This window comes from Variovorax sp. 278MFTsu5.1 (genome assembly GCF_048305045.1).
GTDB classification, from domain to species: domain Bacteria; phylum Pseudomonadota; class Gammaproteobacteria; order Burkholderiales; family Burkholderiaceae_C; genus Variovorax; species Variovorax guangxiensis.
Map to the genome: position 1 here is coordinate 622,944 of NZ_CP157622.1, position 14,750 is coordinate 637,693.

General features: G+C 68.0%; 14 protein-coding genes. 9 read left to right on the forward strand and 5 right to left on the reverse strand.

The genetic code is table 11. The features are described 5' to 3' along the window. The first annotated feature begins 39 nt into the window (after nt 1–39). Complete coding sequence (locus ABL844_RS02750) at nt 40–780, forward strand: 5'-methylthioadenosine/adenosylhomocysteine nucleosidase (protein WP_418131870.1); 741 nt, start codon at nt 40–42, stop codon at nt 778–780. A gap of 2 nt (nt 781–782) precedes the next feature. Here the strand turns inward: ABL844_RS02750 and ABL844_RS02755 are convergent, their stop codons facing one another. Together ABL844_RS02755 and corA are read right to left on the reverse strand one after the other, a co-directional pair. After that, entirely contained in the window at nt 783–1,547 is a 765-nt protein-coding gene (locus ABL844_RS02755) for a YoaK family protein (protein ID WP_126022251.1), read from the reverse strand. A gap of 67 nt (nt 1,548–1,614) precedes the next feature. Then, complete coding sequence (gene corA / locus ABL844_RS02760; protein WP_057593823.1) at nt 1,615–2,601, reverse strand: magnesium/cobalt transporter CorA; 987 nt, start codon at nt 2,599–2,601, stop codon at nt 1,615–1,617. 239 nt (nt 2,602–2,840) lie between these two features. On the opposite strand from corA, the gene ABL844_RS02765 reads away from it, so the two are divergent. From ABL844_RS02765 to hprK, 4 genes are all read left to right on the forward strand, one after another. Beyond that, nucleotides 2,841–4,961 carry an ATP-dependent helicase gene (locus ABL844_RS02765; RefSeq protein ID WP_418130419.1) on the forward strand — a complete coding sequence of 707 codons (2,121 nt, stop codon included), beginning with the start codon at nt 2,841–2,843 and terminating at the stop codon, nt 4,959–4,961. A gap of 349 nt (nt 4,962–5,310) precedes the next feature. After that, on the forward strand, nt 5,311–5,640 hold the full coding sequence (hpf, locus tag ABL844_RS02770) for a ribosome hibernation-promoting factor, HPF/YfiA family (protein WP_125948955.1): 330 nt from the start codon (nt 5,311–5,313) through the stop codon (nt 5,638–5,640). A gap of 191 nt (nt 5,641–5,831) precedes the next feature. Beyond that, a complete protein-coding gene (locus tag ABL844_RS02775) occupies nt 5,832–6,299 on the forward strand; it encodes a PTS sugar transporter subunit IIA (protein WP_019655574.1) in 468 nt (155 codons plus the stop codon). A gap of 98 nt (nt 6,300–6,397) precedes the next feature. Next, on the forward strand, nt 6,398–7,357 hold the full coding sequence (hprK, locus tag ABL844_RS02780; protein ID WP_019655575.1) for an HPr(Ser) kinase/phosphatase: 960 nt from the start codon (nt 6,398–6,400) through the stop codon (nt 7,355–7,357). A 101-nt stretch (nt 7,358–7,458) separates the two neighbouring features. On the opposite strand, the gene fur is transcribed toward hprK, so the two are convergent. Beyond that, nucleotides 7,459–7,878 carry a ferric iron uptake transcriptional regulator gene (fur, locus tag ABL844_RS02785; RefSeq protein WP_126022248.1) on the reverse strand — a complete coding sequence of 140 codons (420 nt, stop codon included), beginning with the start codon at nt 7,876–7,878 and terminating at the stop codon, nt 7,459–7,461. A gap of 95 nt (nt 7,879–7,973) precedes the next feature. Here fur and ABL844_RS02790 point away from each other — a divergent pair, with 95 nt between their 5' ends. From ABL844_RS02790 to ABL844_RS02805, 4 genes are all read left to right on the forward strand, one after another. After that, nucleotides 7,974–8,540, forward strand: coding sequence for an outer membrane protein assembly factor BamE (locus ABL844_RS02790; RefSeq protein ID WP_184640104.1), 567 nt, complete (start codon nt 7,974–7,976; stop codon nt 8,538–8,540). A gap of 224 nt (nt 8,541–8,764) precedes the next feature. Continuing rightward, complete coding sequence (dapB, locus tag ABL844_RS02795) at nt 8,765–9,529, forward strand: 4-hydroxy-tetrahydrodipicolinate reductase (protein ID WP_418131871.1); 765 nt, start codon at nt 8,765–8,767, stop codon at nt 9,527–9,529. Between the two features lie 24 nt (nt 9,530–9,553). Beyond that, nucleotides 9,554–10,249 carry a MotA/TolQ/ExbB proton channel family protein gene (locus tag ABL844_RS02800; RefSeq protein ID WP_418130420.1) on the forward strand — a complete coding sequence of 232 codons (696 nt, stop codon included), beginning with the start codon at nt 9,554–9,556 and terminating at the stop codon, nt 10,247–10,249. Nucleotides 10,250–10,276: 27 nt separating this feature from the next. Next, on the forward strand, nt 10,277–10,747 hold the full coding sequence (locus ABL844_RS02805) for an ExbD/TolR family protein (protein WP_184640097.1): 471 nt from the start codon (nt 10,277–10,279) through the stop codon (nt 10,745–10,747). Nucleotides 10,748–10,766: 19 nt separating this feature from the next. On the opposite strand, the gene ABL844_RS02810 is transcribed toward ABL844_RS02805, so the two are convergent. Then, complete coding sequence (locus ABL844_RS02810) at nt 10,767–13,250, reverse strand: glycogen/starch/alpha-glucan phosphorylase (RefSeq protein ID WP_418130421.1); 2,484 nt, start codon at nt 13,248–13,250, stop codon at nt 10,767–10,769. A 24-nt stretch (nt 13,251–13,274) separates the two neighbouring features. Then, nucleotides 13,275–14,744, reverse strand: a complete 1,470-nt coding sequence (gene glgA, locus ABL844_RS02815) for a glycogen synthase GlgA (protein ID WP_418130422.1) — start codon at nt 14,742–14,744, stop codon at nt 13,275–13,277. Between the last annotated feature and the right edge of the window lie 6 nt (nt 14,745–14,750).

Here is a 14,750-nt window from a genome sequence, read left to right on the forward strand (position 1 = left end):
AGTTCCCTGTCGCGTCCGCCTGTTGCCATCGTCGCTGCGATGCACGAAGAGCTGGGCGCGCTGCTCGCGCTGATGCCCGACGAGCAGCGCGTGCGCGTCGCGGGCCGCGACTTCTGGGCGGGCCATCTGCATGGCCGGCCGGTGGTCGCGGTGCTGTCGCGCATCGGCAAGGTCGCGGCGGCGATCACGGCCACGGTGCTGCTGGAGCGCTTCGGCGTGCGGGCCATCGTGTTCACCGGCGTCGCGGGCGGACTGGCGCCGGGCGTGAACGTCGGCGACGTGGTGGTGGCCACGCAGATGCTGCAGCACGACCTCGATGCCTCGCCGATCTTTCCGAAGTACGAAGTGCCGCTGATGGGGCTGTCACGCTTCGCGGCCGATGCAGCCATCGGCGATGCGCTGGCTGCGGTTGCGCGGGAGACGCTGCGCGACCCAGTGGCGCTGGTGGGGCAGGAGGCCGTCGCCGAATTCGGCCTTCATTCGCCGAAGGTGCATCGCGGCCTGCTGGTGAGCGGCGACAGGTTCGTCTCGACCACCGCCGAGAGCGAGGCGCTGCAGCGCGCCTTGCCCGATGCGCTCGCGGTCGAGATGGAGGGCGCTTCGGTGGCGCAGGTGTGTCACGACTACGGCGTGCCTTTTGCGGCGATGCGCACGATTTCCGACCGGGCCGACGATGCCGCGCACGGCGACTTCTCGCGCTTCGTCGCCGCGGTGGCGAGCCGCTACAGCCTCGCGCTGGTCGATGCGTGGCTGGCTTCGCTGCCGGCCGAGATCGGCTGAATTCAGCCGAGCGAGGGCGTGCGGCGGCGCGGGATGTCGCGCAGCAGCGGCGGGATCGACAGCGCCAGCAGCAGCGCCGCCAGCGGCACCACGCAGACGAAGCCCACGTACTTGAAGCCCAGCGCGCCCGCCGCGCCGCCGAGCACGAACATGCCGACCAGCCCGCCGGCGCGGCGCATGCGGCTGCGGTCGTGGCGTACGGGCAGGGCGTGCGCCGGCGCCGATTTCGAGCGGCGGTTCCAGTAGAGCATCTTGCCGATCTCGATGCCCATGTCGGTGATGTTGCCGGTCATGTGGGTGGTGCGGATGCTGCCGCCCGAGGTCTTGGAGGCCACCGCGTTCTGCAGGCCCATGATGAAGGACAGCAGCAGCACGGTGAGCGGTACCGCGAAGGGCGTGGCCCAGGTCAGCGTGATGGCGCCCATGAGCCCGAAGGGAAACATCAGCGCCGCCTCCAGCATCAGCGGCAGTGCGTACACGCCGTGCATGCGGTGCTGGCGAGCCCAGTTGACGAGCACCGCGCACACGGCTGCGCCGGTCAGGAAGGCCAGGATCGCGCCCAGTGCGTTCAAGAGCAGCTTGACGTTGCCCAGCACCATGCCGTCGGCCAGCTGCGAGGCGAAGCCGGTCATGTGCGAGGTGTACATGTGCAGCACGAGAAAGCCGCCCGCGTTGATGGCGCCGGCATTGAAGGCCAGCAGGAGGCCCAGCGCGGTGTTGGTCGACGGCGCGCGGTGGCGGTTGGTAAGAAAGCGAAGTCTGCGCAAGATGGCTCTCCGGTCGGCGCTTGGGGCCGGAGCCACTCTAGCACCGGGGCCGCCCGGGGAGGCTCTGCTACTTGAGCCAGCCGCGCCGGCGGAAGTACCACATCGGCACCAGCGCGCTCGCCGCCATCAGCACGATGGCGTAGGGATAGCCCATGGCCCAGTCGAGCTCGGGCATGAACTTGAAGTTCATGCCGTAGATACTGGCGATCAGCGTCGGCGGCAGCAGCGCCACGCTGGCCACCGAGAAGATCTTGATGGTCTTGTTCTGGTTGATGTTGATGAAACCGACGGTCGCATCCATCAGGAAGTTGATCTTGTCGAAGAGGAAGGCCGTGTGGTTGTCCAGTGACTCGATGTCGCGCAGGATCTGGCGGGCCTCCTCGAACTGCTCGGCGTTGAGCATCTTGCTGCGCATCATGAAGCTGACGGCGCGGCGCGTGTCCATCACGTTGCGGCGGATGCGCCCGTTCAGGTCTTCCTGCCGCGCGATGGCGCCGAGCACCTCGCCGGCCAGCTCGTCGCTGACGTTGCCCGACAGCACCTTCTTGCTCGCGGCCTCGAGCTCGTCGTAGATGTTCTCCAGCGAGTCGGCCGAGTATTCGGCGTCGGCGTCGAAGAGCTTGAGCATCACTTCCTTGGCGTCCTCGATCAGCCCCGGCGCGCGCCTCGCGCGCATGCGCAGCAGGCGGAACACGGGCACGTCCTCGTCGTGGATCGAGAACAGCACGCCGCGGCTGCGCAGGTCGGTGTTGTGCTGGTTGAGGATGAAGGCCACGCGCACGGCGCGCGGGGCTTCGTCGTCGTCGATCAGGAAGTCGGAGCGGATGTGCAGCTCGCCGTTGTCTTCCTCGTAGAAGCGCGCCGATTCCTCGATGTCCTCGTCCATCGCGTCTTCGGGGATGGACAGGCCGTAGTACTGCTTGATCCAGCGCTTCTCTTCGAGCGTGGGCGACTCGAGGTCGACCCAGATCGGCTGGAATCTGGAGAGCTCTTCGAGGGCCTCGATTTCTTCCTGGACTAGGCGGCCGTTGGCGAGCGTGAAGATGTTGAGCATGGGGCTCACTCCCGGGAATGACTGACTGGACGGTGGGCGAGGGGAGGGGCGCTTTCAATTCCCCGGCCCGACGTGCGCAGGAAGCGCGAAAAAAGCGTCAGCGAAAGGGAGTTGAAAGCTGCCGAGACGGGGCGGTTTCCATAGGAAAAATCTCCGGTTGCAGCGTGGCCCGATTATGTCACCGGCCACATGTCGGCGAGGTGGCCGGACTGGACGGGCATACAGTAAAGTCACGGTCCATGCAGAGCACTGCGCTTCCCGTTTTTTCCGCCGCGCCGAAGACCCAGGCCGAACGCCTGGCGCAGGCACTGGCCTCGCTCAACGAGGCGCAGCGCGCGGCGGTGGAGCACGGCGTGGGCGCGGCCATCGCCGCGCCCGACGAGCGGCCGCTGCTCGTGATCGCCGGTGCCGGCTCGGGCAAGACCAGTACGCTGGCGCATCGGGTGGCCAGCCTCATCGCCGGCGGCGTCGATCCGCAGCGCCTGCTGCTGCTGACCTTCTCGCGCCGCGCCGCGCAGGAAATGGAGCGCCGCGCCGGCCGCGTGCTGGCGCAGGTGCTGGGGCTGAAGTCGGAGGCGCCGCCCGCGCTGCCGTGGGCCGGCACCTTCCACGGCATCGGCGCGCGGCTGCTGCGCGAGTACGCGCCGCAGATCGGGCTCGACGAGAACTTCACCATCCACGACCGTGGCGACGCCGAAGACCTGATGGGGCTGGTGCGCCACGAGCTCGGGCTTTCTTCCACCGTCAACCGCTTCCCGCGAAAGGGCACCTGCCTGTCGATCTACTCGCGCTGCGTGAACACCCGCGCGCCGCTGGCCCATGTGCTCAAGGAAGCCTTTCCCTGGTGCGGCGAGTGGGAGGCCGAGCTGAAGAAGCTCTTCGGCGCGTACGTCGAGGCCAAGCAGCGGCAGAACGTGCTCGACTACGACGACCTGCTGCTCTACTGGGCCGAGATGGCGGCCGAGCCTTCGCTGGCCGCGCACATCGGTGCGCGCTTCGACCACGTGCTGGTCGACGAGTACCAGGACACCAACCTGCTGCAGGCGGCGATCCTGCTGGCGCTCAAGCCAGACGGCCGCGGCGTGACGGTGGTGGGCGACGACGCGCAGTCGATCTACTCCTTCCGCGGCGCCACGGTGCGCAACATCCTCGACTTCCCCTCGCAGTTCACGCAGCCCGCGCGCGTGGTCACGCTGGAGCGCAACTACCGCTCGACGCAGCCGATCCTCGACGTGTCGAACCGCGTCATCGCGCAGGCCGCCGAGCGGCACGCCAAGACGCTGTGGACCGACAAGCCGTCGGCCGGCAAGCCGCTGCTCGTGCTCGTGCCCGACGAGGCTGGGCAGGCGCGCTGGGTGGCCGACAAGGTGCTGGCGCACCGCGAGGGCGGGCTGGCGCTGAAGTCGCAGGCGGTGCTGTTCCGCACCTCGTCGCACAGCGCCGCGCTCGAACTCGAGCTGGCGCGGCGCAACATCCCGTTCGTGAAGTTCGGCGGGCTCAAGTTTCTGGAGGCCTCGCATGTGAAGGACCTGCTCGCGGTGCTGCGCTTCGCGCAGAACCCACGCGGGCGCATGGCGGGCTTTCGCGTGACGCAACTCATCCCCGGTATCGGGCCCGCCACGAGCGCGCGCCTGCTCGATGCGATGGAGCAGGCGGCCGACCCGGCCCAGGCGGTGCGCGAGTTCGTGCCGCCCTCCGCCGCGCGCGCGCAATGGGCCGACTTCGCGAAGGCCTACGAGGCGCTGCGCGAGCCCGCGCTGAAGTGGCCGGCCGACGTCGAGCTGGCGATGGACTGGTATTTGCCGCATCTGGAGCGCCTGTACGAAGACACCTCCGGCGTGCGGCGCGCCGACGTGGAGCAACTCGCGCGGCTCGCGGCCGGTTACGCCTCGCGCGAACGCTTCCTTACCGAACTCACGCTTGATCCGCCCGAAGCCACCAGCGACCGACCGGGGCCGCCGCTGCTGGACGAGGACTACCTGATCCTCTCGACCATCCATTCGGCCAAGGGGCAGGAATGGAATTCGGTTCACGTGCTCAATGTGGTCGACGGCTGCCTGCCGGCCGATGTCGCGCAGAGCGCGCAAGAACTGGAGGAGGAGCGGCGCCTGCTCTATGTGGCGATGACACGGGCGCGCGACCACCTGCACCTGCTGGTGCCGCAGCGCTTCCATGTCACGCAGCAGGCGGCGCGCGGCGACCGGCACCTGTATGCCAACCGCACACGCTTCATCGCCGATGCCGACCTGGAAGGCTTCGAGCAGCAGACCTGGCCGCCCCCGCCGGAGCGTCCGCCGGCGGTGCCGCCGCCCAGCTCGGTGATCGATCTGCGCAACAGGATGCGGGCCGCCTGGCGCTGAACCGGAGACGGCATGGACAGGCCCTTGTGCCGGCATGGTCACCGGCGGGCCGGCACTGAAACACTTGTTTCCAAATCGCGGTATCGCCAGCCCCGCGCGTGCCCGCAGCTATCGATTCGCTAGCGTGTGAAAAGCTGCTCACGAAGCTGCAAAACCCCGGGCAACTCAGGTATTGCAATACCGTGACAGCTTGGGCATAGTGAATCGACCTTCCCTCTTTCTCACCTCTTCCCACCTCCCTCTTTTCTTTCTCAAGACCCCCAGAGAGAACTCCCGTTTCGTTTCGCCGGCCAAACCGCATCCCGCGGCGCGGTCATTTCCCCCAACCGTCAATTCCAGGAGGTCATTCATGAATTTGACGATCAGCGGTCATCACCTCGACGTCACACCTGCCTTGCGCACCTACGTCACGAGCAAGCTGGACCGGGTCATCCGACATTTCGACCAGGTGGTCGATGTGAAGGTGATCCTCACGGTGGAAAAGCAGAAGGAAAAGGAACGCCGCCAAAGGGCGGAATGCAACATCCACGTCAAGGGCAATGACATGTTCGCGGAGTCGAGCCACGCTGATCTCTACGCTGCGGTCGATGAACTGGTCGACAAGCTCGACCGCCAGGTGGTGCGCCACAAGGACCGCCTGCAGGACCACCATCACGCGGCGCCCAAGCGCGTGATGTAAGGAGCCCCCGGGGCTCGCATATCAAGGCCGCCTTCGGGCGGCTTTTTGTTTTCCGACTGTCACGGTCGGGCTTTTGGCAGTCGCCCAGAGGAGAGCGAGAGGCCTCTGGGCAACATGTAGACAGAAAGTAAATAGGGGGACTGGGGGTTTTTACCAAGCGGGTGCATAATCGCCCCCGCTCTGCACCCACCATGAATCGACTCGCGTCCATCCTGCCGCCCGCTCAAGTGCTTGTGAGCGTTGACGCTACCAGCAAGAAGCGTGCTTTCGAAGAAGCCGGCCTGCTGTTCGAAAGCCTTCACGGTCTGGGCCGTGCCCTCATCACCGACAGCCTCTTCGCGCGCGAGCGCCTCGGCTCCACCGGGCTGGGCCATGGCGTTGCCATTCCGCATGGCCGCATCAAGGGCCTCAAGTCGCCGATGGCCGCTGTGTTCCAGCTGGCCAATCCGATCGGCTTCGACGCCCCCGACGAGCAACCCGTCGCACTGCTGATCTTCCTGCTGGTGCCCGAAGCGGCCACGCAGAAGCATCTCGAAATCCTCTCCGAAATCGCCGAGCTGCTGAGCGACGCCAGCCTGCGCGAACAGATCAAGTCCAGCACGGACGCCACGGCCCTGCACGACCTGATCGCCGGCTGGCAATCGACGCAAGTCGCCTGAGCGCATGCGTTGGCGCGCGCGGCTGCTGATAAGCTGCGCGGCTTCTTCTTCCCTCATTCCAACGCAAAGCCGGCGCCCGCGCGCCGTCTCCTGAACGCATGAAGCCGACCGTCATCAGCGCCGATGCCATGTTCGAGGAGTTCCGTGGCTCGCTCCGCTGGGAATGGCTGGCGGGGCTGGGGGCATCGGAGCGCCAGTTCGATGCGGAGGTCATCAGCCGCGCGCAGTCGGCGGCGGACCTCGTCGGCTACCTCAACTACATCCACCCGTACCGCGTGCAGATCCTCGGCGCCCGCGAGGTCGCCTACCTGACGCGCGGCAGCGAGGAAGACTGCGCCCGGCGCATCGCCCGCATCGTCACGCTGGAGCCGCCGATGCTGGTGCTGGCCGACGGCCAGGCCGCGCCCGACGAGCTGCTGTCGATCTGCGAGCGCGCCCAGCTGCCGCTCTTTGCCACGCGCGAGTCGTCGGCTTTCGTGATCGACCTGCTGCGCGCCTACCTGTCCAAGCACTTCGCCGAGCGCACCTCGATGCACGGCGTGTTCATGGACATCCTGGGCATGGGCGTGATGATCACGGGCGAGTCGGGTCTGGGCAAGAGCGAACTGGGGCTGGAACTGATCTCGCGCGGAAACGGCCTGGTGGCCGACGACGCGGTCGACCTCTACCGCATCAACCAGAACACCATCGAGGGCCGCTGTCCCGACCTGCTGCTGAACCTGCTCGAAGTGCGCGGCATCGGCCTGCTGGACATCCGCGCCATCTTCGGCGAGACGGCGGTGCGCCGGAAGATGCGGCTCAAGCTGATCGTGCACCTGGTGCGGCGCGACAGCTTCGAGCGCGACTACGAGCGCATGCCCTCGGCGCCGCTCACGCAGGACGTGCTGGGCATTCCAGTGCGCAAGGTCATCATCCAGGTGGTGGCTGGGCGCAACATCGCCGTGCTGGTGGAGGCCGCGGTGCGCAATTCGATCCTGCAGCTGCGCGGCATCGACACGTACGCCGATTTCGTGGCGCGGCACCACAAGGCGATGGAGAACTCCCGCGACGGGGATTGAATGACCGGGGAATGCTGCCGCCGCCGGGCCGCCCCAAGGCGGGCCGCCTCCCCCTCGGGGGTGGAGCTACAGGTAGCGAAGCGAAGTGAAAAGCCGGGGGGTCAACGCTTCTTCGCGCAGTCTCCGCACAAGCCGTAGAGCGACATGGCGTGGTCCTGCAGGATCCAGCCCTTGTCCTTGGCAATCATCTGCTGGCGGCGCTCGATCTCGGCGTCGTAGAACTCCTCGACCTTGCCGCAGGAGGTGCAGATCAGGTGGTCGTGGTGGGTGCCTTCGTTCAGCTCGTAGACGGCCTTGCCGCTTTCGAAGTGGCTGCGTTCCAGGATGCCGGCCTGCTCGAACTGGGTGAGCACCCGGTAGACCGTGGCCAGACCGATGTCGGAGTGCTCGTTGAGCAGCACGCGGAACACGTCTTCCGCCGTCATGTGCCGCTGGGCGCCGGTCTGGAAGATCTCCAGGATCTTCAGGCGCGGCAGGGTGGCCTTGAGGCCGGTGTTCTTGAGTTCGTCGATGTTGGCCATGTTGGTTCCTGCGCCCCTGGCGGGGCCGCGGCGAAAGGCCCCGAAAAGGCCAGCCGCTACAATGGCCGATCATATCGCTACCCCCTTTTCCTCCCATGCCTGCCATCTTCCAACGCCGGCCCTGGCTGCTGGCTGCCGCCGTCGCGGCAACGCTCGCCCTCGGTGCCTGCAGCGGTTTCACCGAGCGCACGCGTGGTGCGCTGGCCGCCGTAACTCCCTACAAAGTCGAGGTGGTCCAGGGCAATTTCGTGTCGAAGGAACAGGTTGCGGCGCTCAAGCCGGGCATGTCCCGCCAGCAGGTGCGTGAAATCCTCGGAACCTCGCTGCTGAACGACGTCTTCCATTCCAACCGCTGGGACTACGTCTTCACCATCCGCCGCCAGGGCGTCGACCCGCAGGAACGCCACCTCACGGTGTTCTTCAACGGCGAGCTGCTCGACCGCTTCGAGGGTGACGAGATGCCCAGCGAGGAAGAATTCGTCGCCACGCTCGACACCCGCAAGAAATCCGGCAAGGTGCCCACGCTCGAGGCCTCGGAAGACGAGCTCAAGAAATACGCGCCCAAGGACGGCGACAAAAAGGCCGATGCCGACAAGGCCTCGCCGTCGGCCTCCCTGCCGCCGCTGCCGGCCGCCTATCCCCCGCTCGAAGCCGCGCGCTGAGCGCTCGCTGGAGCATCGGCGGCAACGGGGAGGCCGCCGAGCCGAGAGGCCAGGCGGCCGTCCTTTTCGTGTCGATCCATGTTCCCGGCCGTTCCTGACCGCCTCGGGCCGTTTCGAAAACCTCGAAGACTGACTGAATCCGCGTGACCGAAACCACCTCCACTTCCTCCGCCAATTCCGCCTCCGCGCCGCGCCGCGTCGCCATCGCCGGGGCTTCGGGCCGCATGGGCCACATGCTGATCGAGGCCGTGCGCAATGCGCCCGACCTGCGCCTGGCCGGCGCCCTCGACATCGCCGGCAGCCCGGCCCTGGGCTCCGATGCCGGCGCCTTCCTGGGTTTCGACAGCGGCGTGTCCATCGTGTCCGACCTGCGCGCAGGCCTGAAGGACGCGCAGGTGCTCATCGACTTCACCCGGCCCGAGGGCACGCTCGCGCACCTCGCGGTCTGCCGCGAGCTGGGCGTGCAGGCCGTGATCGGCACCACCGGCTTCAGCGACGCGCAGAAGGCCGAGATCGCCGAGATCGCCAAGGACATCGCGATCATGATGGCGCCCAACATGAGCGTGGGCGTCAACGTCACCTTCAAGCTGCTCGAAATGGCGGCCAAGGCCATGGCGACGGGCTACGACATCGAGATCATCGAGGCGCACCACCGCCACAAGGTCGACGCACCCTCGGGCACCGCGCTCAAGATGGGCGAGGTCATCGCCGACGCGCTGGGCCGCGACCTCAAGGACTGCGCCGTCTACGCCCGCGAAGGCATCACCGGCGAGCGCGACCCGTCCACCATCGGCTTCTCGGCCATCCGCGGCGGCGACATCGTGGGCGACCACACCGTGCTGTTCGCCGGCACTGGCGAGCGCATCGAGATCACCCACAAGTCGTCCAGCCGCACCACCTACGCCCAGGGCAGCCTGCGCGCGGTGCGCTTCCTGGCCGGGCAGCGCGCGGGCCTGTTCGACATGTACGACGTGCTCGGCCTTCGCTGACCGAGCGACGAAGAAGGACCGCCGATGAGCGTGCTCGAACTGCTGGCCCACGGTGACGGTGTCAGCCGTTCGGTGGCCGCGCTGCTGCTCGCGATGTCGATCGCGAGCTGGGTCATCATCCTCTGGAAGGCATGGCTGCTGCGCGGCGGCACGCGCGACGTGCTGCGCAGCATCGCGGCGTTCTGGCAGTCGTCCTCGCTGGCCGATGCCGAGCAGAAGCTCAGGGCCTTCGACCGGGCGACGCTCGTGTCTCCCGCCGTCTCGGCCATCCGCAGCGTGGGCGCGGGCGAGCCGGCCGGCACGCTGGGCGCCACGGTCGACCGCAACCAGCGCCTCACGCGCGTGCTGCGCGACGCCCTGCATGGCGCCCTGCGGCGGCTGCAGGCGGGGCAGATCCTGCTGGCCACCGTTGGCGCCACCGCGCCCTTCGTCGGGCTGCTGGGCACGGTCTGGGGCATCTACGGCGCGCTGACGGGCATCGCCGGCCAGACCGGCGGCTTCACCATCGACAAGGTGGCGGGCCCGGTCGGCGAGGCGCTCATCATGACGGCCTTCGGCCTGGCGGTGGCCATTCCGGCCGTGCTGGCCTACAACGTCTTCGGCCGCGTCATCGGCCGCATCGAAGCCGAGCTCGAAGGCTTCGCGCACGACCTGCTGGGCAGCTTCGGCGCCCCGCCGGCATCCGCCGCGCCGCCGCCCGCGCGGCCGATGCCGGTCTAGCCACATACCGAGAGGCACAACACCGCCATGGCCTTCGGTCGCACATCACTGGGCAGCGCTGCCGGCGGCGGCGGGCGCGCCATGGGTGGCGGGGCGCAGCGGCCGCTGTCCGACATCAACGTCACGCCGCTGGTCGACGTGATGCTGGTGCTGCTGGTGATCTTCATCATCACAGCGCCGCTGATGGCCAGCTCGATCAAGCTCGACCTGCCGCAGACCGACGCCGGCCAGCCCAACGACGCGCCGAAGTTCGTGAGCCTGTCGGTCGACGCCTCGGGCAAGGTCTTCCTCAACGACAAGGCCGTGACCGACGAGGAACTGGCGCAGCAGCTCGAAAAGGCCGCCGCCGACAGCAAGGACACCGAGGTGCAGCTGCGTGCGGACCAGACCGTGCCCTACGGCAAGGTGGTCGCGCTCATGGGCATCGCGAACAAGGCCGGGCTGAGCCGCATCGGCTTCGTGACCGAGGCCGAGCCGGCGAAGAAGCCCGGCAGCTAGCCCCTGTAGCCGGGCCGGGTCAGCCCAGCACCACTGGCTTGGTGTGCCAGATCTCGTGCGCATACTGCGCGATCGTGCGATCCGACGAGAACACCCCCATCCCCGCCACGTTGAGGATCGCCATCCGCGTCCACGCGTCCGAGTCGCGATACAGCGCGTCGACCTCCGCCTGCTTCGCCACGTAGCTCGCGTAGTCGGCCAGCAGCAGGTAGTGGTCGCCCCAGTTCACCAATGCGTCGTAGATGCCCTGGTAGCGCGAGGGCTCGCCCGGCGAGAAGGCGCCGTCGCGGATCGCGTCTAGCACGCGCTTGAGTTCGGCGTTGCCTTCGTAGATCTCGCGCGGCTGGTAGCCCCGGGCACGGATGTCGGCCACCTCGGGCGTGGTGTTGCCGAAGATGAAGATGTTCTCGGGCCCCACGCTCTCGCGCATCTCGACGTTCGCGCCGTCCAGCGTGCCGATGGTGAGCGCGCCGTTGAGCGCGAACTTCATGTTGCCGGTGCCCGAGGCTTCCGTGCCCGCCGTGGAGATCTGCTCCGACAGGTCGGCCGCCGGCATGATGATCTCCGCCAGGCTCACGCTGTAGTTCGGCAGGAACACCACCTTCAGCAGCTTGCCCACGCGCGCGTCGGCGTTGATGGTGGCCGCCACGTCGTTGACGAGCCGGATCACCAGCTTGGCCATCGCGTACGCCGACGCCGCCTTGCCCGCGAACACCACCACGCGCGGCACCATGTCCAGCGGCGTGCCAGCGGCCTGTGCGTCGAGGATGCGGTGGTAGCGCGTCACCACGTGCAGCACGTTGAGCAGTTGCCGCTTGTATTCGTGGATGCGCTTGACCTGCACGTCGAACATCGCGTCGGTGTCGATGTCGATCTTCAGGTGCTGCTCCACCCAGTTGGCCAGCCGCAGCTTGTTCTCGCGCTTGGCATGGCGGAAGGCGCGCACGAAGGCCGGCTGCGCGGCCATGGGCCTGAGCGCCTCCAGCTGCGAGAGGTCGCGCCGCCAGCCCTTGCCGATGCGCTGGTCGAGCAGCGCCGCCAGCGGCGGGTTGGCCTGCGCCAGCCAACGCCGGGGCGTGACGCCGTTGGTCTTGTTGTTGAAGCGCTCGGGAAAGATCTTCGCGAAGTCCGAGAAGATCGACTGCTTCATCAGCTCCGAGTGCAGCCCCGACACGCCGTTGACCGAATGGCTCGCCAGCACAGCAACGTAGGCCATGCGCACGCGGCGCTCCCCGGTCTCGTCGACCAGCGAGAGGCGGCGCATCAGTTCCACGTCGTTGCCCACCTTCTGCGTCACCGTGGCGAGGAACTTCGCGTTGATGTCGTAGATGATCTGCAGGTGCCGCGGCAGGATGCGCCCGAGCATTTCCACCGGCCAGGTCTCCAGCGCCTCGTGCATCAGCGTGTGGTTGGTGTAGCTGAACACCTTCTGCGTGTGCGCCCAGGCCACGTCCCATGAGAGCCCGTGCTCGTCGAGCAGCAGGCGCATGAGCTCGGGCACCGCCAGCACCGGGTGCGTGTCGTTCAGGTGGATGCTGACTTTTTCCGAGAGCTGGTCGAATGTCTTGTGGTTGCGCAGGTAGCGGCGCAGCAGGTCCTGCACGCTGGCGCTGCAGAAGAAGTATTCCTGGTGCAGGCGCAGCTCTCGGCCCGAAGGCGTGGAGTCGTCGGGGTAGAGCACGCGCGAGACGTTCTCCGAATGGTTCTTGCTCTCCACCGCCTGCATGTAGTTGCCGCGGTTGAAGGCCGAGAGGTCGATCTCCTCGGTGGCGCGCGCCGACCACAGCCGCAGCGTGTTGGTGGCCTGCGTGCCGTAGCCCGGGATGATGGTGTCGTAGGCCACCGCCAGCACGTCGTGCGTGTCGACCCAGTCGGCCGCGCCGCTGGGCACGCCGGCTCCCTCGCGCTTCTGCACATGGCCGCCGAAGCGCACGCGGTAGTTCACCTCGGGCCGCTGGAACTCCCATGGGTTGCCGCGCGTGAGCCAGTAGTCGGGCGTTTCCACCTGCTGGCCGTCGACGATGCGCTGGCGGAACATGCCGTATTCGTAGCGGATGCCGTAGCCCATGCCCGGCACGCCCAGCGTGGCCATCGAGTCGAGAAAGCAGGCCGCCAGCCGGCCCAGGCCGCCGTTGCCCAGCGCCGCGTCGGGCTCGCGCTCGGACAGCGCTGCCATGTCCACGCCGAAGTCGGCGAGCGCCTCGCGCACCGTGTCGTAGAGGTCGACCGCCAGCAGCGCGTTGGTGAAGGTGCGCCCGATCAGGAACTCCATCGACAGGTAATAAACGCGCTTCAGGTCCTGCGCGTAGTTGGCACGCGTGGTCATCATCCAGCGCTCGACCAGCTGGTCGCGCACCGCCTGCGAGGTGGCGTTGAGCCAGTCGTCCTGGCTGGCGGCGACCGGGTCCTTGCCGACCGCGTAGATCAGCTTGTTGGCCACGGCGCGCTTGAAGGCCGCGACGTCGCGGTCGGGGTGGTCGTATGCGAAGTCCTTGATCGTCATGGGGCGCTCCCGGAAGAGGGTTGTCTATTTCAGGCTTTGCCGGTACACGTCGATGTACTGCGCGGCCGCGGTAGCCCAGTCGGCCGGCCGGCGCATGGCGTTGCCGCGCACGCGGCGCCAGTCGGGCGCGCGCTCGTAGAGCGCGAAGGCGCGGCGCAGCGCGCGCTCGTAGTCGGCGGCCTCGAAGCGGTCGAACACGAAGCCGGTGGCTTTGCCGCTGGCCAGGTCCTCCAGCGAGCTGTCGACCACCGTGTCGGCCAGCCCGCCGACGCGGCGCACCAGCGGCAGGCTGCCGTACTTGAGGCCGTACATCTGGGTGAGGCCGCAGGGCTCGAAGAGCGAGGGCACCAGCGTCACGTCGCCGGCGCCGAAGAGCTGGTGGGCCAGCGTCTCGTTGTAGCCGATGGTCACGGCCACCGACTGCGGCGCGGCCGCCGCGCGCTGGCGGAAGGCTTCCTCCAGCCAGGCTTCGCCGCTGCCCAGCAGCGCGAGCTGGCCGCCCTGGGCGAGCAGCGCGTCGAGCCCGCCGAGCACCAGGTGCAGGCCCTTCTGCTCGGTGAGGCGGCTCACGACGATGAAGAGCGGCGCATCCGGCCGTTCGGCCAGCCCCAGCTGGTGCTGCAGCACCGACTTGCAGCGCGCCTTGCCCGCCATGTGGCGGCCTTCGGGCGTGTGATAGCCCTGCACCAGCGCACTGTCGCCGGCCGGGTTCCAGACCTGGTCGTCGACCGCGTTGAGGATGCCGCTCAGCACCGCGCTGCGCTGGCGCAAGAGGCCGTCGAGCCCGCAGCCCTGCTCGGGCGTCTGGATTTCCAGCGCGTAGGTCGGGCTCACGGTGGTGAGCCGGTCGGCGAAGCACAGGCCGCCCTTCATGAACGAGACCTGTCCGTGGTACTCGAGGCCGTTCATCTGGAACGCGGCACCCGGCAGGCCCAGCTCCGTGAAGTGCCAGGGCGCGAAGATGCCCTGGTAGGCCAGGTTGTGCACGGTGAAGACGCTGCCCACGTGCGGGGCGCCGGACTGCCGCGCGAAATGCAGGTAGGCAGGCGCGAGCGCGGCATGCCAGTCGTGCGCGTGCACCACCTCGGGCTGCCATGCCGGGTCCAGCCCCTGCGCCAGCCGCGCCGCGGCCCAGCCAAGCAAGGCGAAGCGGCGGTGGTTGTCGCCGTAGGGCTGGCGCGAGCTGTCTTCGTAGGGGTTGCCGGGCCGGTCGTACAGCGCCGGCGCGTCGATCACGTAGGCCGGGATGCCCGGCGCACCCTCGATGTCGATGTGTCCCAGCCGCAAGCCGAAGCGCTCGCCCCATGGTGCGTCGAAGCCGGCCACGGGCGCGAGGTCGCGCACGCCGGCCACGATGGCCGGAAAACCCGGCAGCAGCACGCGCGCGTCCTGCCCGGCCGCCATGAGCGCCAGGGGAAGTGCGCCGGCGATGTCCGCCAGTCCGCCGGTCTTGAGGAGGGGAAAGAGTTCTGCGCTGACCTGGAGGATTCGCATCGTGGG